Source organism: Pectobacterium sp. S5, assembly GCF_051707265.1.
Classification (GTDB): Bacteria; Pseudomonadota; Gammaproteobacteria; order Enterobacterales; family Enterobacteriaceae; genus Pectobacterium; species Pectobacterium polare.
This window is the reverse complement of record NZ_JAULSZ010000003.1, coordinates 439313-461120: the sequence shown is the minus strand read 5'-3', so window position 1 is coordinate 461120 and position 21808 is coordinate 439313. Positions and strand designations below refer to the sequence as shown.

The following is a 21808-nucleotide window of genomic DNA, read 5'->3' as shown; positions in this document are numbered from 1 at the left end:
ACTCACCAGTCAACGGTCAGAGAAGCGCGGATTTCACGCGGTTCACCGACAAACGCATTGGCACCGCCGTTAATGCCGTCCGTGCTGCCAGGGAATATGGAAGCCCAGTAACGTTCATTGGTGACGTTATTGAGTGCAACACGAAATGCCGCAGGCTTATCGTACAGTTTGAAGCCGTAGCGTGTGCCCAAATCCAGCGTGACGTAGCTGTCTGCCCACGTTGTGTTGGTGTCATTGGCCGCACGCTTACCGGTGTAGTGAAGATTCGCGATATAGACCAGATTGGGTGCAGACGGATGGCTGTATTCCGTCAGCAGATTGGCCTGAATCTTTGGCACCCCAACCACTCGCTTATCACGCGTTGCGGCTAATTCGGTGTCCTTCAGCTTGGGATCCAACAGCGTCATGCTGCCGTAGAGGTGCAAACCGGAAAGCACTTCACCATCCGCCATTAACTCCAGACCCGTATTGACCTGATTACCCTGCTCTTTGAATACGTTATCTGCTGCGACATACGCGAAGGGGCGTTCCAGACGGAAAATAGCCGCGTTCAGGTTCATCCCATCCCACTGCGATTTCACCCCCGCTTCATACTGGGTACTGCGATAAGGCTTCAGCGTCTGCCCTTTATTCACCACATAATCATCTGTTGGCGCGGTGCCGCCCTGCTCCAGTGAATCGGCATAGGCGACATAGGTCATCACGTTAGGCACGGGTTTGTACATCAATGACACAGTCGGGCTGGTACCCGTATCACGTTGTACATCGCCATTAGAGCCAAAGGTACGGAAGGTGATCCAACTTTGGCTCACTACGCCCATGGCCGACCAGCGCTCGTTAAACGTAATGGTATCACCAGCGGTGATGGCCTGCTGGCTGGTGCGCGACGATTTATAGCGACCAGAACCCACATAAAAGCGCCCGTCACTAGGGTCGGTGTAAGTGCGTGGCGCATCAAACGCACTGGAACCTAGCGTATAGGGATTCGAATTCCCCAGCGCCGCATAGTTCGTCCACTGGTAACCCGTGGTGCTAAAGACGACGTCATGAGAAGGCCCGGTAGTATCAATATGGCCATTCAGTTGCAGCGTATTGCTCAATACCTTAAAGCGCCCCGCAGAGTAAGGCTGGGTCAATCGAGATGTAACCGTTCCATTATTTTGAATCGCGTGTCCCAACGAGCGCATACCGCGATCGGCGGTTTGATAGCCCACCCCGCCCGAGGCATACCAGTTATTGTTGAAGTAGTGTTTCATGCGCGTGCTGGCAGTTTTGGTAATGAGGTCAAGACCCGCAAAGCTCTGCCCGTATCCTTGTTTCGTGATATCTGGTGCGCTGGGCAACTGGATAGCATTGCCATAGGAAAACCCACTGGCATAACCCATTTTTCTGAAGCGATACTCGCTGGCATTAACTTCCAGCACCGTGTCAGGTGAGAGATTCCAGTCAAACGCGACACTGGCGAGTTGCCGTCTCAGCGTGCTGTTGCTAATACTCCCCTCGCCTTCATCGTGCAGCAGGTTGATGCGATAGCCGAACTGGTTTTCGTCACCCAGATGTCCACCTAAATCGGCATGGCCCATCGCGGCACCTTTACCGGAATAGCCCACGGTAAAACGGTTCAGCGCTTGGGCTGTCGGTCTTTTTTGTGTGAAGTTAAACTGGCCGGACGGGCTGGCAGGTCCATACAGCGCGCCAGTCAGGCTGTTAATCACATCCAGTCTTTCCAGCATTTCGACCGGGAACGCCGTGGTGGAAATAATGTTTAATCCATCCAACCGGCTGTTCGCCAGCACATCACCTTGCATACCGCGACTCTGCGGGCGACCGACGTCAATGCCGCCTCGCGCCTGCATCTGGCTGGATGCACTGTACTTCAGGAGATCGTTAACGTTCTTCGCCTGCTGATTGGCAATCATGGCTTCTGTCACGGTCGTGGTCGAATACGGCGTATCCAGCCGTGAACGTTTCCCCAGCGGCCCGATTTCTACATCATCGGTCGTCATGCCTGCGCCAGCCAGATTTGCATTCGCCTCACTGCGTTCCGCTTTGACGACCATCACATCGGCCGCTTTTGCCTTTTCGTTGACCTTGCTGGTTGTCGGTTCGGCGTTCAATACGGGTGGAACAACCACCATTAATGCTGGCAATAACCACTGTGCTTTTTTTCTATTATTTTTTCTTGGGGCTTTCATCTGCTATGTCCCTGTTGGTCAATATTATGTCAATAATCGATATGTAATTTTTTACATATCGCCGCATACTATACAGACATGACAAAAAGAAAATAAGACGAGCCATAGAGGGATTTATTTTATAAAACGTTGAATTTTAAAAATTAAAATATAAAAACAGGGTGTAGGAAAGGTACTACGTCGTGGGTATCAGGCATCCGCACGGCAGGAAACATGACAGGTATAGAGCGATAAGCGTAGCGGGGATTGTCATAAAAAAATCCAGAAACGTTTTCACGCTTCTGGATTTTTAGGGTTAATCACGTTGGCGTATATCAGGGCGTTTTCTCAGCGGCCTGATGACACCAGAGACGTAATTATTGGCCTTTAACTTCTTTCAGGCCATTGAACGGTGCAGCATCACCCAGCGCTTCTTCGATACGAATCAGCTGGTTGTATTTAGCAACACGGTCAGAACGGCTCATAGAACCGGTTTTGATCTGGCCAGCCGCTGTACCTACTGCCAGGTCAGCGATGGTAGCATCTTCAGTTTCGCCTGAACGGTGAGAGATAACAGCCGTGTAGCCTGCATCTTTCGCCATTTTAATTGCAGCCAGTGTTTCGGTCAGAGAACCGATCTGGTTGAATTTGATCAGGATGGAGTTAGCGATACCTTTATCGATACCTTCTTTCAGGATCTTGGTGTTGGTTACGAACAGATCGTCACCAACCAGCTGGATTTTGTCGCCCAGAACTTTAGTCTGGTAAGCGAAGCCAGCCCAATCAGATTCGTCCAGACCGTCTTCGATAGAGACGATTGGGTACTGTTTGGTCAGATCTTCCAGGAAGTGGGTGAACTCTTCAGAGGTGAACGCTTTGTTGCCTTCGCCAGCCAGAACGTATTTACCGTCTTTGTAGAATTCAGACGCTGCACAGTCCATCGCCAGGGTGATGTCTTTGCCCAGCTCGTAGCCTGCAGCTTTTACCGCTTCAGCGATAACAGCCAGCGCTTCGGCGTTAGAACCCAGGTTTGGCGCATAGCCACCTTCGTCACCAACAGCCGTACCCATACCTTTGGATTTCAGAACTTTAGCCAAGGTGTGGAACACTTCAGAACCCATACGGATGGCTTCTTTCAGCGTTTTCGCGCCAACAGGCTGAATCATGAACTCTTGGATATCAACGTTGTTATCCGCGTGCTCGCCACCGTTGATGATGTTCATCATTGGCAGTGGCATAGAGTATTTGCCTGGGGTGCCGTTCAGTTCAGCGATGTGAGCATACAGCGGCAGGCCTTTTGACGCAGCGGCTGCTTTAGCGGCTGCCAGAGAAACGGCCAGAATGGCGTTAGCACCGAACTGGGATTTGTTCTCAGTACCATCCAGGTCGATCATGATCTTGTCGATGTTCGCCTGATCTTTCGCGTCTTTACCCAGTACAGCCTGAGCAATCGGGCCGTTAACAGCAGCAACAGCTTTCGTTACGCCTTTGCCCAGAAAACGGGATTTGTCACCGTCACGCAGTTCCAGTGCTTCGCGAGAGCCAGTAGAAGCTCCTGATGGCGCAGCAGCCAGACCTACAAAACCACCTTCCAGATGAACTTCCGCTTCAACAGTTGGGTTTCCGCGTGAGTCGATGATTTCACGGCCGATGACTTTAACAATTTTGGACATTAGATTTTCCTCAGTACAAGTTAAACTAAAACTTTAGATAGAACTAAAACCCTAGACGAACAACGCGCGATAGTGATCGCGCGTTGCTGATATAACTCTTACTTCATCTGACGCTTCTGGTACGCGCCAGCGGCTTTCACAAAGCCGGCAAACAGGGGATGTCCATCTCGCGGCGTTGACGTGAATTCCGGGTGGAATTGACAGGCAACGAACCAGGGATGATCGGGTAACTCGACAATCTCCACCAGTTTGCGGTCGGCGGAAAGACCAGCAACCCGTAATCCCGCCGCTTCAATCTGTTTCAACAGCATGTTGTTAACTTCATAACGATGACGGTGACGTTCGATAATCGTCTGCTCACCGTACATCTGACGCACCAGACTGCCTTCGGTCAGATGGCATTGCTGCCCGCCAACGCGCATGGTGCCGCCCAGATCGCTGGCTTCATCACGGATTTCAACTTCACCGTTCTCATCACGCCATTCGGTGATCAACGCAACCACTGGGTACTTACAGTCTGGCACAAACTCCGTTGAGTTTGCCCCTTCCATCCCGGCAACGTTACGGGCAAATTCCATTAATGCGACCTGCATCCCCAGGCAAATGCCCAGATAAGGGATATTGTTCTCACGGGCGTAACGCGCCGACATGATTTTCCCTTCGACACCACGATAGCCAAAACCGCCCGGAATCAGGATAGCGTCTAAATCTTTCAATACTTCGACACCACGGGTTTCAACATCCTGTGAGTCGATCAGCTTGATATTCACCGTCAGACGGTTCTTCAACCCGCCGTGTTTCAGGGCTTCAATAACGGATTTGTAGGCATCCGGCAGCGCAACATATTTGCCGACCATACCGATAGTGACTTCACCGCCCGGATTCGCTTCTTCATACACAACCTGTTCCCATTCTGACAGGTTCGCTTCGGGACAGTTCAAGCTGAATCGTTTACAAATATAATCGTCCAGCCCCTGTGATTTCAATAGCGACGGGATTTTATAAATCGAATCAATGTCTTTAAGGGAGATTACTGCTTTTTCCGGCACATTACAGAATAAAGCAATTTTTGCACGCTCATTGGCCGGCACGGTGCGGTCGGAACGGCAAATCAGCACGTCAGGCTGAATACCGATGGAAAGCAGTTCTTTAACAGAGTGCTGCGTCGGCTTAGTTTTCACTTCGCCCGCCGCCGCCAGATACGGCACCAGCGTCAGGTGCATAAACAGCGTATGTTCACGGCCCACTTGCACCGCCATCTGCCGAATCGCTTCAAGGAACGGCAAAGATTCGATATCGCCGACGGTACCGCCGATTTCGACCAGAACGACATCGTGGCCTTCGCCACCTTCAATGATGCGCTCTTTAATCGCGTTGGTGATATGTGGGATCACCTGAATAGTCGCGCCCAGATAGTCACCACGACGCTCTTTGCGCAGGACATCAGAGTAGATACGGCCAGTGGTGAAGTTGTTGCGGCGCGACATTTTAGTGCGGATGAAACGCTCGTAGTGACCCAAGTCCAGATCGGTTTCGGCGCCGTCTTCGGTGACAAACACTTCACCATGCTGCGTCGGGCTCATCGTGCCCGGATCCACGTTGATGTACGGGTCCAGTTTCATGATGGTAACGTTGAGGCCACGGGCTTCAAGAATAGCCGCCAGAGAGGCTGCGGCAATGCCTTTACCCAGAGAGGAAACGACCCCGCCGGTCACAAAAATATAATTAGTTGTCATGCTGAACCTGAGAGTTTAGGTTTAAAGACGATGGAGGTACCAAGACGGGAAAGTAGTATACCTGAACCTGATGAACGCCACAAATGTTCGTTTTACACAATGTGGCGATTCCAACACACTCGAAGGCGAGGTAAAACCGCCCTCACCACAACCAATAATTACCTTTAATAACAATACAATAAACTTATTAAAATCGATAAAAACACGGTTTGTGATTAAAAATAGATTAATGGCCTATTTCCTGTTTTTTCACCTGCTGCCATGCGGCTTCCATTTCATCCAGCGTCGCCTGTTCCAGCGTTTTTCCCGATGCCGTAACGATTTGTTCTACCTCACGAAAACGACGAGTGAACTTGCGATTTGCCGCCTGCAATGCATTCTCAGCCTTGTGTCCCAGGTGACGAGAGAGATTGACTGTTGCGAATAATAAATCACCAATCTCTTCACCTAATTTTTCTTCATCGACAACGGCTTGCCGCGCTTCGTGCATCACCTCGTCGATCTCTTCATACACTTTGTCGAGCACCGGGCCCAGGCTGTCCCAATCGAAGCCCACAGACGAACAACGCTGCTGAATTTTTTGCGCTTTCATCAGGGCAGGCAGCGCATCTGGAATGTCATCCAACGGCGAATGACGATCTTTCTCCGCACGCTCCTGCGCCTTGGTCTGTTCCCACTTGGCCAGCACGGCATCGCTGTCCGTCAGCGTCAGGTCGCCGAAAATATGCGGGTGGCGACGTTCCAGCTTGTCGCTGATGGCGTTACACACGTCGGAGAAATCAAACAGGCCCTTTTCCTGCGCCATTTGCGCGTAAAACACCACCTGAAACAGCAAATCCCCTAGCTCACCGCGCAAGTCATCGAAATCTTGACGGCTGATGGCATCCAGCACTTCATACGTTTCTTCCAGCGTATAAGGCGCGATGGTGTCAAACGTCTGTTCCTTATCCCACGGACAGCCATTTTCAGGATCGCGGAGGGTTTTCATGATGGAGAGCAGGCGCTCGACGGAGGATACGTTCGTCAAAGATACAGTCATAATATTCCTGGAAATCAAACAATTATTGTTCTACAGAGATGGCAGACAAGATAGAGACGTTTCGTGCGCGATACATTCCAACGATCACTTCCGCAACTGCGTCGCGCCCGACACGGGGCGTCCAATCGACGCCGCCCCGTGACCCCTGTCTTTTTCGCGGGAATTACGCCGCTTCGCGGTGCCTTCGAAAAAATAGTCTTCTGGCGGACCGTCGCTGACGCGTTCCCTACGCGGCAGCGACTTTCGTGGCATCCATGCCACTCATCCTGGATGACTGTTTTTCCTCAGCGTAATTTTTACGCTTGAGGCAAAACACAGCATCAATACTTACGCTCCTTGTTGGCGCCGCGCGTCAATCACATCCGGAAGTTGGTTGAGCTTCGCCAGAATGCGGCCCAGCACTTGCAGGTTGTAGATCTCGATGTCCATATCAATCGTTGCCAGTTGCTGCTTGGTGTCGCTGCGGCTGGCGACGCCCAGTACATTGACCTTCTCATTCGCCAGAATCGTGGTGATATCTCGCAGCAACCCGCTGCGATCGTTAGCAATCACCCTCACCACCAGCGAATAGCCGCTAGAGTAGCTTTCGCCCCAGACGGCATCCACAATGCGTTCCGGCGAGCTGGCGCGCAGTTCGTCCAACTGTTCACAGTCGGCGCGGTGAATCGAAATGCCCCGCCCGCGCGTGATAAACCCGGTGATCTCATCGCCCGGAATCGGCTGGCAGCAGCGGGCAATGTGGTGCATCAGGTTGCCGACACCTTCTACCACCACACGGCCGTTGTCCTTCGTGTTACGTGCCGCTGGCTGATGCGATTTTTGCGTCAGTTGGCGCAGCGCTTCACGATCCAGCTCTTCCGCACTCGGCTGTTTTAGCTGCGATTGCAGGAAATTCACCATCTGGTTGAGGCGAACATCACCGCCGCCGATAGCAGCCAGTAACTCATCCAGCGAATTCACGTTGTAGCGTGGCAGCAGCAGTTTTTCCGCTGCTTTCAGGCTGACACCCAGATGCGCCAGTTCGTCATCCAGGATCTGTCGACCCGCCAAAATGTTCTTGTCGCGATCTTGCTTACGGAACCAGTTCTGAATCTTCGAACGTCCGCGGCTGGTGGTGATATACCCCAGATTCGGGTTCAGCCAGTCACGGCTCGGGTTCGGTTGCTTCTGGGTGATGATTTCAATCTGATCGCCCATTTGCAGTTGGTAGGTAAACGGCACGATACGTCCGCCGATTTTCGCCCCGATGCAACGGTGACCGATATCGCTGTGGATGTGATAGGCAAAATCCAACGGCGTGGAACCGGTGGGGAGATCCACCACATCGCCTTTCGGCGTAAAGACATAAACCCGGTCGTCAAACACCTGACTGCGAACTTCGTCCAGTACGTCATTCGAATCCGCCACTTCTTCCTGCCAGGCCAGCAGTTTACGCAGCCAGGCAATGCGGCCTTCGTAACCGGAACGCCCGCCGACAGCCGTGCCTTCTTTGTATTTCCAGTGTGCCGCCACGCCCAGTTCGGCATCTTCATGCATTTGCCGCGTACGGATCTGGATTTCGAGCGTCTTCCCGCCCGGCCCTAGCACCACGGTGTGGATAGACTGATAACCGTTTGGTTTGGGGTTAGCGACGTAGTCGTCAAACTCGTCCGGCAGATGGCGATAATGGGTATGCACGATACCGAGCGCCCCGTAGCAGTCCTGCAAGCGCTCAACGACAATACGTACCGCACGTACATCGAACAGCTCATCGAACGACAGCGCTTTCTTCTGCATCTTGCGCCAGATGCTGTAGATATGCTTGGGACGACCGTAGATCTCCGCCTGCACGCCCTCTTCTTTCATCGCGTTGCGCAGCGTTTTGACAAAATCGTCAATGTACTGCGCGCGATCGATACGGCGCTCGTGCAGCAGCTTGGCGATTTTCTTATATTCATCAGGATGCAGATAGCGGAAGCAGAAATCCTCCAGCTCCCACTTCAACTGGCCGATACCCAGGCGGTTAGCCAGCGGCGCATAGATATTGGTACACTCTTTGGCCGCCAATACCCGTTCTTCTTCCGGGGCATCCTTCACTTCACGCAGGTGCGCGATCCGCTCGGCGAGCTTGATCACCACGCAGCGGAAATCTTCCACCATCGCCAGCAGCATGCGGCGGATGTTATCGACCTGCTCAGACGCGCCAGAATCATTCTGCGTCGCTTTGAGCTGGCGGATTGCATCCATATCGCGCACGCCATGCACCAAATCAACGATGTTTTTACCAAACGCGGCTTCTAGCGTTGCCTCATCGACCACGTTCGCATCGGCCAGCGGAAAGAGCAGCGCCGCGCGCATGCTGTCATTGTCCATGCTGAGCGTGGACAGGATTTCCACCATTTCAATGCCGCGCCACAGCAGTAGCGGCGCATCGGCGTGATCTTGCGTTTGCTGCTCACAGTAACGCCAGGTTTCGGCTAAACGTTCACACGATTGCTGGCTGGAAATACCCAGCGAAGCAATCCACGCGTCAGGGACAAACTCACCTGCCGTATTCAAATGCGCACTTCTTACCGCAACCATAATTTCTCCCTACGTTACCCTTCACCTTGCAAACGACGCCGCTTTGCTGCCTATTACGCCTTTCGCGTGCCGATATCGTGCAAAAACAGTGCCATCGATTCAAGGTGACCGGTATGTGGAAACATATCCAACATGGCGACATTCGCCAGCCTAAAACCTGCGGCCAGTAATACTTTGCTGTCGCGTGCTAGCGTCGTGGCGTTACAGGAGACATACACCACGCGTTTCGGTGCCAGTCTGGTTATCTGCTCCATCACGCCTGCCGCGCCCGCACGTGCTGGATCAAGTAATATCTTATCAAAACCCTGAGCCGCCCACGGCTGCTGCGTGACGTCATCTTCAAGATTTTGGTGAAAAAATGTGACATTGGACAGCCCATTGCGTCGGGCATTCTCGCGTCCTTTCTCAACTAACGCGGTCACGCCTTCCACGCCGACGACGCTGGCGGCACGCTGTGCCAGCGGTAGCGTGAAGTTACCCATGCCACAAAACAGATCTAATATTCTATCCTGCGGTTGCACATCCAGCCATGCCAGCGCCTGCGCGACCATCTGCTGGTTCACCGCGTCATTGACCTGAATAAAATCGCGCGGGCTAAAGGCCAGCGTCAGCCCTGCAACGTGATAAACCGGCTCTTCACCCTGTAAACACGTCAGCGAGTCGGCATCCGGCGCCAGATAAACCGAAACACCCTGCTGCTGCGCAAAGTCACGCAGCGCCTGCTGATCCGATGAATGGAGTGGGTCAAGGTGCCTCAGCACCAGCAGCGGACCGTTCTCCGCCTGCACCAGTTCCACATGTCCAAGGCGTTTCACCGCCTTTAATCGGTTCAGGCAGTCGCGCAGCGGTTGCAGCAGCGCTTCAAGCTCGGGGCGCAATACCGGACAGGCGTTGATATCCACCAGATCGTGAGAATTTGACTGTCGATAGCCCATCAACAGGCGCTGCTCTTTTGCCTGAAAGTATAACGCAAGCCGCGCGCGCCTCCGATAGGCATAAGGTGTGCCAGCCACCAGCGAGGCTTCCGGCAGCTCTGCGCCCGTTTCCCGCGTCATCAGGCGCATCAATGCAGCTGTTTTGCTGCTCTGTTGCAGCGCGATGTCCGCGTGCTGCTGCTGACAGCCGCCACAGCGGGTAAAATGCGGACACGGCGGCGTAACGCGCTGCGGGCTAGGCGTCAGAAGGCGTTTAAGTTTTGCATGCGAAAACTGACGCTTCTCTTCCGTCAACTGAACGTCGGCCTGCTCTCCCGGCAGTACACCCGTGACAAACACCGTCTTGCCTTCGTGACGCGCCACCCCTTGCCCAAACGGATCAAGCGACGTGACCGTAACAGTGAGGTTCTTAGCAGGAATCGCTTTCCGGGTCGTCACACGCCGGTTTGGAGAGTAGAATTGCGCCATAATGTACTATCGATTTTCTCTTGAGTTGAACGGCTGTACCCGATAACTAAATTAAATAATAGGGTGCCTAGCATCCTCTAATTCTCCCACATTGGAACCCCATGACCAAATACAGTCTTCGTGCACGGATGTTGATACTGATTTTGGCACCGACGCTGATGATCGGGTTGCTGCTGAGTTCGTTCTTCGTCATTCATCGTTACAATCAGTTGCAGTCGCAGTTGGCCGATTCAGGCGCCAGTATCATTGAGCCGCTGGCGACCATCAGCGCTTACGCTATTACCCATCGCCAGATGGACACGATCCCAGCGTTAATCAATACGCTTCATCGCCGCCACTCCGCGATTATTCGTACCATTAGCGTGTTCGATGCGCGTAATCAGCTCCTGGCGACCACCAACGTACGCAACAACGTGACATTGCAGTCGCTCAGCAACGATGCGCTTGCACACAATAAACTGCACCTGCACCACACGAATGACGCGCTGATTCTGCACATGCCGATCGTCAATGACAGCGAATTCATGCCAGGCGGAACGACTCCGGTGCTGCCCGGTACCGCCACGCCTCTCGGCTATCTGGTGATCGAACTGGATACCAGCACCATTCGGCTTCAGCAGTATCAGGAAATCTTCATCGCCGCGCTCCTGCTGCTGCTCTCTTTGGGTGCCGCAGTCATCTTTGCCTATCGTCTGATGCGGGATGTCACCACCCCGATTCGTAATATGGTGGATACCGTTGACCGCATTCGCCGTGGGCAGTTGGATAGCCGGGTCGAAGGTTACATGCTCGGCGAGCTGGATATGCTGAAAAACGGCATCAACTCGATGGCGATGTCGCTGACCGCCTACCATGAAGAAATGCAGCAAAATATCGATCAGGCGACCTACGATCTGCGGGAAACGCTGGAGCAGATGGAGATCCAGAACGTCGAGTTGGATCTGGCCAAAAAGCGTGCGCAGGAAGCCGCGCGCATCAAGTCAGAGTTTCTGGCAAATATGTCGCACGAACTGAGAACGCCGCTGAATGGCGTGATCGGTTTCACCCGCCAGACGTTGAAGACGCCGCTGAACACCACGCAGACGGACTATCTGCTCACCATCGAACGATCCGCCAATAACCTGCTGAATATTATTAACGATGTGCTGGATTTCTCGAAGCTAGAAGCTGGAAAGCTGGTGTTGGAGGATATTCCGTTCTCGCTGCACAACACGCTGGACGACGTGGTGATGCTGCTGGCGCACACGGCACATGAAAAAGGATTGGAGCTGACGCTCAGTATTCAGAATGACGTGCCCGAACAGTTTGTCGGCGATCCGCTGCGGATACAGCAAATCATCACCAACCTGCTGGGCAATGCGATTAAATTCACCGAACAGGGCAACATCGATATTCGGGTGGAGAAGCGTCGGCAGGAACCGCATCAGGTGCAGCTAGAGGTGCAAATACGCGATACCGGCATCGGTATTGCCGAGTTGCAGCAATCGCAGCTGTTCCAGGCTTTCCGTCAGGCCGACACCAGTATTTCGCGCCGTCATGGCGGTACGGGGCTCGGTTTGGTCATCACCCAGCGTCTGGTCAAAGAGATGGGTGGCGACATCAGTTTCCAGAGCCAGCTCAACAAGGGATCGACCTTCTGGTTCCACATCACGCTGCCGCTCAACCCGCACGCCATGCCGACCGAGCCAGCCTACACGATGCTGCAAGGCAAACATCTGGCCTACGTTGAGTACCATCCCATCGCCGCGCAGGCCACGCTGGATATCCTGAGCCAGACGCCGCTTATCGTGAGCTACAGCCCGACGTTTGAGCAACTGCCGGATGGGGAATTCGATATCCTGCTGCTCGGTATTCCTGTGCAATACCGCAACTCTCTGCTCGACTACACACCCAGACTGCGCGATATCTGCCGCCGTTCACCCTGTGTGATTCTGGCGCTGCCCAGCCTGGCGCAAATGGATGCCGAGCAGTTGAAAACCTTCGGCGTACATGCCTGCCTGAGCAAACCGCTCGCGGCGTCACGCCTGCTGCCGCTGTTACAGGACAGCACGCTGTTCCAGCTCTCTTTTCTGCCGGACGATACCGCACCGAACCAGAGTGTCATACGCCACCCTGCCCGTCTGCCGCTGAGAGTAATGGCGGTGGATGACAATCCTGCTAATCTGAAACTGATCGGTACACTGCTGGAAGAGCAGGTCGAGACAATTATCCTGTGCGAAAGCGGACAAGATGCGATTGCACAGGCAGAACTGAATCAGTGCGACATTATCCTCATGGATATTCAGATGCCGGGTATGGACGGCATTTGCGCCAGCGAGCTGATCCGTCAGATTCCTCACCACGCTACCACGCCGATCATCGCGGTGACGGCGCAGACCATGACGGGTGAGCGCGAGCATCTGCTACGTTCGGGTATGGATGACTATCTGGCTAAACCGATAGACGAACAGATGCTGAAAAGCGTGCTGACACGCCATGCACGGCAAGATCCGTTGAAGCGCAGTCGGGGCGATATGACGGGATTACTGAACGAGCACGACGATAGCCAGCTATCGCTCGACTGGGCGCTGGCGCAGCAACAGGCAGCCAACAAACCAGAACTGGCGCGTGACCTACTGCAAATGCTGTTGAATTTCTTACCAGAGGTTCGGCGGAAGATAGAAAACGTGCTGAAGGATCAGACGGATGATGACATCATCGATTTGGTTCATAAACTGCACGGCAGTTGCAGCTACAGCGGCGTTCCGCGTCTGCAACGCATCTGCCGCTATCTGGAACAACAGCTGCGTAAAGGCGTTCACGCCAGCGATCTGGAACCCGAATGGCTGGAGCTGCTGGACGAAATCGACAACGTTAACAAAGCCGCCCAACCGCATATCAACCCTATGCATTCGTAATCATGAACGCGCAGTGATGAGCATAGAGTAGAGTAAAGCAGGCGTATTGCGGACGCCTGCCCTTTACCTGCTTTTACTGCTTAACAATATTGCTGCTAAATTACGATGACGATCACCGTGATACTGACTGCGCCAGTCGGATCGTGGCAGCGATATTACGTGCCGTCATCCGCACATTCTCTGCCGCATTATCCAGCGCTTCTTCGAGTGAGCAGATGTTGTAAAGCACGCTGAATACGGCATCCAGGCCATGTTCATGCACCACGGCAACATCTGCCGTCAGGCTGCCAGCAATGCCAATCACCGGTTTATTATACTGTTTGGCAATCCGCGCCACGCCAATCGGTACTTTGCCGTGGATCGTCTGGCTGTCGATACGCCCTTCCCCGGTAATCACCAGCGTGGCATCTCGTACCAGTTCATCCAGTCCCAATGCTTCCGTGACAATCTCAATGCCCTGACGCAACTCTGCGCCGCAAAAAGCCTGTAGCGCCGCGCCCATACCGCCCGCCGCCCCCGCACCGGGAACGTGTTCCACGTCCATATCCAGATCGTGGCGAATCACCGCCGCATAATGCTTCAGCGCATTATCCAGCTGTTCAATCATCTCCGGTGTTGCCCCTTTCTGAGGGCCAAAAATTGCCGATGCGCCCTGTTTCCCCGTCAACGGGTTAGTCACATCGCAGGCCACTTCAAAGCGACAACTTTTAATACGCTCATCCAGCTCGCTGATATCGATGCGTTCGAGTTTGTCGAGCTCACCACCGCCAAAACCAATCTGTTCGCCCTGCTTATCCAACAACTTCGCGCCCAGCGCCTGCACCATGCCCGACCCGCCGTCATTGGTTGCGCTTCCGCCAATCCCGATGATGCAATGCCGAACACCGTGATCTAACGCGCAGCGAATCAACTCGCCCGTGCCATAGCTGGTCGTTTTTAACGGGTTACGCTGTTGCGAAGGCACACGTTCCAGACCGCTTGCCGCCGCCATCTCAATAAAAGCCGTTTTTTCATCGCCAGACAGGCCAAAAAACGCATCGATGTTATCGCCTAACGGCCCTGTCACCTTAACATTCACAATCTTGCCATCGGTCGCAGCGACCATGGCTTCAACGGTGCCTTCCCCACCATCTGCAACAGGCAATTTGACATAGCAGGCATCGGGGAATATTTCACGAAATCCCTTTTCAATCTGCGTAGCAACATCTTGTGCAGACAGGCTTTCTTTATAAGAATCCGGTGCGATCACTATTTTCATAAACGATCCGATTTCATCAACGTTCCGATTGCATCAATAATCCGCGCGCTCATGAAACGGCGCTTATACCTGCCAACGTTCAGGGCAGCAAATCCTGAAACCCAGTAGGTAGATCAGAGTGATTATCTGCCAGTCGGCTGGCATCCTGTGCCAGCCTCGTGACTATCGCTTCACGGCTTATCGCGTAACTTCAACTTTGGCTAGCTTCTCGTAGTAACACGCCAGCGCACTGTGGTCGGCCGATCCCAGATCGTCCGCTTTCAGCGCCTGCATCATTTCCATCACCGCTGCGGTTAACGGCAACTGAGCACCGACGCCGTGTGAGGTATCCAGCGCGTTCGCCAAATCCTTGATGTGCAGATCGATGCGGAAACCCGGCTTAAAGTTACGATCCATCACCATCGGCGCTTTCGCATCCAGCACGGTGCTGCCCGCCAATCCACCGCGGATCGCCTGATAAACCAGATCCGGGTTAACGCCTGCTTTCGTCGCCAGCACCAGCGCTTCGGACATCGCAGCAATGTTCAGCGCTACAATCACCTGGTTCGCCAGTTTGGTCACGTTACCCGCGCCGATATCACCGGTATGAACAACGGAACCTGCCATGGATTTCAGAATCTCAACGCAGCGATCAAACTGAGCTTTCTCACCACCGACCATCACGGACAGCGTGCCGTCGATCGCTTTAGGCTCACCGCCGCTGACTGGCGCGTCCAGCATGGCGATCTCTTTCGCCGCCAGTGCGGTAGCAATTTCACGGCTGGCAAGCGGGGCGATTGAACTCATATCCACCACAATGCTTCCGGCGCGTGCACCGTCGATGACGCCGTTTTCACCCAGCACCACGTCTTTAACGTGCGGAGAGTTAGGCAGCATGGTGATGATGACATCGCACAGCTCTGCAACCTGTTTCGGCGTTTCAGCCGCCGTGGCGCCCGCCGCAACCACTTCCGCGACCGCGTCCAGATTTCGATCCATCACGACTAATGAGTAACCTGCTTTCAGCAGATTTTTACTCATCGGTTTTCCCATGATGCCCAATCCAATAAAACCAATTTTCATCGCCCTAACCTCATTGTCTGATGTAGATATCACTTCAATTCACGATGAACCCGCCTCATGGCGGATCCGATTCGCACGGAATTAATGAATTACTTCTTGTACTTGTCGCTCAGTGCCTGTGTTGCGCTGCGGAATACGCCCAGATCGCTACCAACCGCAACGAAGCTTGCGCCCCATTCCAGATAACGACGCGCATCGGCTTCAACCGGAGCCAGAATGCCGCACGGCTTGTTGTGCGCGGCGGTACGATCGAAGATGTGGCGGATCGCCTTCTGCACGTCAGGATGGTTAGGCTGGCCGAGATAGCCCAGCGCCGCAGACAGGTCGCTTGGGCCAACAAACACGCCATCTACGCCGTCAACCGCGATAATTGCATCCAGGTTGTCGAGGCCGTCCTGACTTTCGATTTGCACCACGACGGTAATGTTGTCGTTAATCTTGGCGAAATAGTCCGGTTCGGTGCCATAGCTGTTGCTACGGTGCGCCACGGAAACACCGCGGATACCGGCTGGCGGATAACGGGTTGATGCAACCGCACGCGCGGCTTCTTCCGCCGTTTCCACGAAGGGAATCAGGAAGTTATTGAACCCGATATCCAGCAGCCGCTTAATGATGATCGGCTCATTGCACGGCGGACGGACAACAGGCGCGCTGTGGCTGCCTTTCAGCGCCATGAGCTGAGGAATAAACGTCACGATATCGTTAGGCGCATGCTCTCCATCCAGCACCAGCCAGTCGAATCCCGCCAGCCCCAGCACTTCAGTTGAAATCGGGTTGCCCAGCGCACACCAGCAGCCAATCAACGTTTTCCCCTGCAGCAAATCTTGGCGAAAACGGTTAGGTAACAGCGGAGTCTTCATTTTTTATCCTCGGTCATTCCAGCGCCGCTTGCCTGAAGCGGCGCGCTCAAAAAACGGAAAATCAGAACGTTAGCGAACCAGACACGGACGTTTATTATCAAACGTCCACTCAGGAATAAGGTACTGCATTCCCATGGCGTCGTTACGTGCGCCTAATCCCATGTTTTTATACAGTTCATGTGCTTTCATCACCTGGTCCATATCCAGCTCAACGCCCAGACCCGGTTTCTTCGGCACTTCCACCATGCCGCCAACAATCTGCAACGGCTCTTTCGTCAGGCGTTGATTGCCTTCCTGCCAGATCCAGTGCGTATCAATCGCCGTAATCTTGCCCGGTGCCGCCGCGGCGACCTGAGTAAACATGGCCAGTGAAATATCAAAGTGGTTATTGGAGTGAGAACCCCAAGTTAAGCCCCATTCGTGGCACATCTGCGCCACGCGAACCGAACCTTGCATCGTCCAGAAGTGCGGATCGGCCAACGGAATATCGACCGATTGCAGCGAAATAGTGTGACCCATCTGCCGCCAGTCGGTGGCGATCATGTTGGTCGCGGTAGGCAGCCCCGTCGCACGACGGAATTCCGCCATGACTTCACGGCCAGAGAAACCTTGCTCCGCGCCGCACGGATCTTCGGCATACGCCAGCACGCCGCGCAGCTGTTTGCCCAGACCGATGGCTTCATCCAGCGACCATGCACCGTTTGGATCCAGCGTGATGCGAGCCTGTGGGAAGCGTTTCGCCAGCGCGGTAACCGCCTCAGCCTCTTCGCTACCGGCCAGTACGCCGCCTTTCAATTTGAAATCGTTGAAACCGTATTTTTCGTACGCGGCTTCAGCCAGACGCACGATGGTTTCTGGCGTCAGGGCCTCTTCATGACGCAGACGATACCAGTCACATTTCTCATTAGTTTGGCTCTGGTAAGGCAAGTCGGTTTTATTACGATCGCCGATGTAGAACAGATAGCCCAGCATCTCGACGGCATCACGCTGTTGCCCATCGCCCAGCAGCGAGGCCACGCTGACGTTGAGGAACTGCCCCAGCAAATCGAGCATGGCAGCTTCGATCCCCGTGACGACATGGATAGTGGTACGCAGATCGAACGTCTGCAAACCACGCCCGGAAGAATCGCGGTCGGCGAACTGTGCACGCACCGCCGTCATCACGTTTTTGTATTCGCCCAGCGTTTTGCCCACCACCAGCGCGGCAGCATCCTCCAGCGTCTGACGGATTTTCTCACCGCCAGGAATTTCTCCGACACCGGTATTCCCGGCGTTATCTTTCAGAATAACAATGTTGCGAGTGAAATAAGGTGCATGTGCGCCACTCAGGTTGAGCAGCATACTGTCGTGACCTGCAACCGGAATAACCTGCATATGGGTAATCACCGGGGTTGAACTTTGCAATGTCATTTTCTTATCCTTTCTCTCTAATTTTTCTATGTAGGGTTAGCGGCCAAAAACCGGGCGTTTACGATCAAACTTCCAACCAGGAATCAGGTACTGCATGGCGACGGCATCATTACGTGCCCCGCTCGGTAATTTTTTGTACAAGTCGTGGGCTTTCATGACCTGTTCCATATCCAGCTCAATTCCCAGACCGGGACGATCCGGCACCTTAATTTTTCCGTTGACGATTTGCAGCGGCTCTTTGGTCAAATGCTGCCCTTCCTGCCAGATCCAGTGCGTATCAATCGCAGTCGGGTTACCCGGTGCCGCAGCGCCCACGTGCGTGAACATCGCCAAAGAAATATCGAAGTGGTTATTGGAATGGCAGCCCCATGTCAGGCCCCACTCATCACACAGTTGGGCGACGCGCACCGCACCGTGCATCGTCCAGAAATGCGGATCGGCCAGCGGAATATCGACTGCCTGTAACATCACGGCATGGTTCATTTCACGCCAGTTGGTAGCAATCATGTTGGTCGCTACTGGCAGCCCAGTGGCGCGGCGGAACTCCGCCATCACTTCACGACCGGAGAAACCTTGTTCGGCACCACACGGGTCTTCCGCGTAAGTCAGAATGCCCTTCATGTCTTTGCACAATTCAATCGCTTCATCCAGCAGCCAGACACCGTTTGGGTCGACGGTAATACGCGCATCCGGGAAACGTTTCTTCAGCGCCTTCACGGCATCGATTTCCTGCTCGCCGGGCAGTACGCCACCTTTGAGTTTGAAATCTTTAAATCCGTAGCGGTCAGTCGTGGCTTCGGCCAAACGCACAATTGCCTCGCTGTCCATCGCCTGCTGATGACGCAGGTGATACCACTCGTCCTTGCCTTTTTCACCTGATAAGTAAGGTAAATCTGTCTTCGTGCGATCGCCGATGTAGAACAGATAACCGAGTACAGTGACTTCATCACGCTGTTTACCCGGCCCCAGCAGCTCGGCAACGGGAACACCCATGAATTGCCCCAGCAGATCGAGCAACGCCGCTTCGAGCGCCGCCACGGCATTCACGCGCAGCTCAAACGTCCAGGCACCTTTGCCGAAGGAATCAAAATCAGAAGATTGGTTGCCGACATGAATGTCATGAACCAGACGGTTCATACGGGCGATTTGCTCGCCTTTCACACGGGGAATCGCCTCAACCAGCGTGTTGTAAATGACTTCGCCACCGGGCGCTTCGCCGACACCGGTATGCCCGGCGCTATCGGTTAAAATGACGAGGTTACGCGTGAAGTAAGCACCATGCGCACCGCCGATGTTCAGCAACATGCTGTCATAGCCCGCAACGGGGATGACTTTCATGTCGGTAATCACAGGCGTCGCTGAAAAGTTTGTCATGACAGGCTCCCGTCATGAATGGCGCGCACAGGATTGACGCGTAGGTTTCCGATGGTTGCCACAACGCAAGGGCGCGCTGAGGCGGATGAAAATAATTCAGTCATACAGAAAGAAAAAACGGATGGTGCACCAGTAGATAATTTCATGTTGTTTTCCTACTTTATTAGCGCGACCTTGTTTTTACTCTGATTTGAACTGAACAATGCTTGTAGGGCTTGTAAGATTGTCAGAATAAAAACAGGTTATTACTGAAATAAACCAGTCAGGAATGCGGTGTTGTCATTCGTACCGCCTCACCAACCTCAGTAAAAAGTATAAGTTTTCTTATTTCACAACTCATTGGGCAATAGCACAGCATTCCCTGTCGAAATGCAGATTAAATATGTCATTATCACAGGCCAATGGGAGGTGTTTCACGAAAACCGGGAAAAGCGAATTTCCGCCTTATAAACACCGAAATACATCCCCTTGGCACCCGATTTCGAAGAGGTAAAACCCAGCTTTCCATGACATAAATAAATGGCAAATCTATACCCTAAATAATTCGAGTTTCAGGCAGGAGGCAAGAGAATGACAAATTCGTCGGGAACGAATTTGACCAGCCAAAGGCTGGCCTTCGGTGAGAGACAGGATGTCTCTCATTTCATCCCGATGAGCTTACTCAAGTAAGTGATTCGGGTGAGTGAACGCAGCCAACGCACATGCAACTTGAAGTATGACGGGATATAGCGAAACGCTGCGCCATCAGTACGATGGCGCAGCGTTTTGTGTTATTGCCTATATTCAAACGAATACGGTAACGACTGGCCTTAATTCTTAACGAACGGCTTCAATTCGACACGTTTAATATCTTTCACGATGAACAGGTAGCTGAAGATCGCAACCAGCGCATGAATCCCGACATACACCAGACCACCATTGAAGGAACCGGTCATTCCGATGATGTAGCCAATCGCAATCGGCGTCACGATACCAGACGCGTTACCAAACATATTGAACAGTCCACCGCTCAATCCGCTGATTTCTTTCGGTGCGGTATCGGCCATAACCGCCCAGCCCAGCGCACCAATGCCTTTGCCGAAGAAGGCTGCAGACATCACCGCAATAACGACCCACTCGGTTTCAACGTAGTTACAAATCACCATCGACATGGAGAGCAACATACCGAGAACGATTGGCGTTTTACGGGCAAAGGTCAGTGAATTGGTCCGGCGCATCAGGTAATCGGAAATAATGCCGCCCAGAACGCCCCCGACAAAACCACAGATAGCAGGAACCGAGGCGACAAATCCTGCTTTGAGGATCGACATACCACGCGCCTGAACCAGATAAAGCGGGAACCAGGTGATAAAGAAGTAGGTCAGTGCGTTAATACAGTATTGACCGATATACACACCCAGCATCATGCGAGACTGCATTAATTGCTTGATCTGATGCCATTTTTCGCCTTTCTCGGTCGCTTTCTTCGTCCCTTTAGCGTCCATATTAATCAGGGCACCACCGGCTTCGATGTAATCCAGTTCGGCCTGATTCACCCCTGGGTGATCTTTCGGATCGTGGATTACTTTCAGCCAGACAAAGCTCAGAATGATACCCAGCCCTCCCATGAACCAGAACACGTGCGCCCAGCCTACTGCCTGCGTCAACCATCCCATGATCGGTGCAAAAATGACCGTGGCAAAATACTGTGCCGAGTTGAATATCGCGACGGCAGTACCACGTTCTTGTGCAGGGAACCAGGCAGCCACAATTCGGCTATTCCCTGGGAAGGAAGGTGACTCACACAGGCCGACCATAAAGCGCAGGAGGAACAGAGAAATAACGATGCCCGCACCGCTGAAGATATCGACAAAGCCTTGTAATAAGGTAAAAATCGACCAGGTTAAGATACTGTAGAAGTAGACTTTCTTTGAGCCAAAGCGATCGAGCAGCCAGCCTCCAGGTATTTGTCCAATAACATACGCCCAGGAGAACGCTGAGAAGATATAACCCATCCCCACCGCGTCCAACCCAATTTCCTTAGACATTGCTGAACCAGCAATGGACAAGGTCGCGCGGTCTCCATAGTTAAATGACGTGACAATAAACAACATCACGACAATCCAGTAGCGGGCGTTTGTTCTCTTTTGTATCGCGCCAGCTGCTGAGCTTACTGTATTCATGATGAACTCCTGCTTCAATCGCGGTTCGCTCATTCATTCCGAATAACAGATAACGGTGTAGGGTTATCAGAATGAAGATCAGTGGATAGTTAACATTCCCATTTTTATTTTTTTTGCGAATAGCCAGGCTATATAGCATCAGAGTAATTAGCTGACATCTTCAACTCGCAGGAACATTATAATTTTTACCCACTGACT

14 protein-coding genes are annotated in these 21808 nt (G+C 53.2%); 1 reads left to right on the top strand and 13 read right to left on the bottom strand.

The features are described from left to right. Positions 1 to 2 precede the first annotated feature (2 nt). From QWJ20_RS14500 to rlmD, 7 genes are all read right to left on the bottom strand, one after another. Positions 3 to 2195 (bottom strand): TonB-dependent receptor, encoded by a 2193-nt coding sequence (locus tag QWJ20_RS14500; protein WP_433992818.1) that lies wholly within the window; start codon positions 2193 to 2195, stop codon positions 3 to 5. Between the two features lie 356 nt (positions 2196 to 2551). Beyond that, positions 2552 to 3847 carry a phosphopyruvate hydratase gene (gene eno, locus QWJ20_RS14495; protein ID WP_039513233.1) on the bottom strand — a complete coding sequence of 432 codons (1296 nt, stop codon included), beginning with the start codon at positions 3845 to 3847 and terminating at the stop codon, positions 2552 to 2554. A gap of 98 nt (positions 3848 to 3945) precedes the next feature. Then, positions 3946 to 5583, bottom strand: a complete 1638-nt coding sequence (gene pyrG, locus QWJ20_RS14490; protein ID WP_039486203.1) for a glutamine hydrolyzing CTP synthase — start codon at positions 5581 to 5583, stop codon at positions 3946 to 3948. Between the two features lie 226 nt (positions 5584 to 5809). Further along, positions 5810 to 6622, bottom strand: a complete 813-nt coding sequence (gene mazG, locus QWJ20_RS14485) for a nucleoside triphosphate pyrophosphohydrolase (RefSeq protein WP_433992817.1) — start codon at positions 6620 to 6622, stop codon at positions 5810 to 5812. An 84-nt stretch (positions 6623 to 6706) separates the two neighbouring features. Continuing rightward, positions 6707 to 6874, bottom strand: a complete 168-nt coding sequence (locus QWJ20_RS14480) for a hypothetical protein (RefSeq protein ID WP_433992816.1) — start codon at positions 6872 to 6874, stop codon at positions 6707 to 6709. A 75-nt stretch (positions 6875 to 6949) separates the two neighbouring features. Beyond that, a complete protein-coding gene (gene relA, locus QWJ20_RS14475) occupies positions 6950 to 9184 on the bottom strand; it encodes a GTP diphosphokinase (RefSeq protein WP_095992781.1) in 2235 nt (744 codons plus the stop codon). A 53-nt stretch (positions 9185 to 9237) separates the two neighbouring features. Further along, on the bottom strand, positions 9238 to 10587 hold the full coding sequence (gene rlmD, locus QWJ20_RS14470) for a 23S rRNA (uracil(1939)-C(5))-methyltransferase RlmD (protein ID WP_433992815.1): 1350 nt from the start codon (positions 10585 to 10587) through the stop codon (positions 9238 to 9240). 101 nt (positions 10588 to 10688) lie between these two features. Between rlmD and barA the strand changes: the two genes are divergently transcribed. Beyond that, positions 10689 to 13484, top strand: a complete 2796-nt coding sequence (gene barA, locus QWJ20_RS14465) for a two-component sensor histidine kinase BarA (RefSeq protein ID WP_433992814.1) — start codon at positions 10689 to 10691, stop codon at positions 13482 to 13484. A gap of 112 nt (positions 13485 to 13596) precedes the next feature. On the opposite strand, the gene QWJ20_RS14460 is transcribed toward barA, so the two are convergent. From QWJ20_RS14460 to QWJ20_RS14435, 6 genes are all read right to left on the bottom strand, one after another. Next, complete coding sequence (locus QWJ20_RS14460; protein ID WP_039486213.1) at positions 13597 to 14742, bottom strand: glycerate kinase; 1146 nt, start codon at positions 14740 to 14742, stop codon at positions 13597 to 13599. A gap of 177 nt (positions 14743 to 14919) precedes the next feature. After that, positions 14920 to 15834 carry a 2-hydroxy-3-oxopropionate reductase gene (gene garR, locus QWJ20_RS14455; protein ID WP_433992851.1) on the bottom strand — a complete coding sequence of 305 codons (915 nt, stop codon included), beginning with the start codon at positions 15832 to 15834 and terminating at the stop codon, positions 14920 to 14922. 59 nt (positions 15835 to 15893) lie between these two features. After that, positions 15894 to 16664, bottom strand: coding sequence for a 2-dehydro-3-deoxyglucarate aldolase (gene garL, locus QWJ20_RS14450; protein WP_039486217.1), 771 nt, complete (start codon positions 16662 to 16664; stop codon positions 15894 to 15896). Between the two features lie 69 nt (positions 16665 to 16733). Next, entirely contained in the window at positions 16734 to 18074 is a 1341-nt protein-coding gene (gene gudD, locus QWJ20_RS14445) for a glucarate dehydratase (RefSeq protein WP_039486219.1), read from the bottom strand. 36 nt (positions 18075 to 18110) lie between these two features. Further along, entirely contained in the window at positions 18111 to 19448 is a 1338-nt protein-coding gene (locus tag QWJ20_RS14440) for an enolase C-terminal domain-like protein (protein WP_433992813.1), read from the bottom strand. An 809-nt stretch (positions 19449 to 20257) separates the two neighbouring features. Beyond that, positions 20258 to 21610 carry an MFS transporter gene (locus tag QWJ20_RS14435; protein WP_039486222.1) on the bottom strand — a complete coding sequence of 451 codons (1353 nt, stop codon included), beginning with the start codon at positions 21608 to 21610 and terminating at the stop codon, positions 20258 to 20260. Between the last annotated feature and the right edge of the window lie 198 nt (positions 21611 to 21808).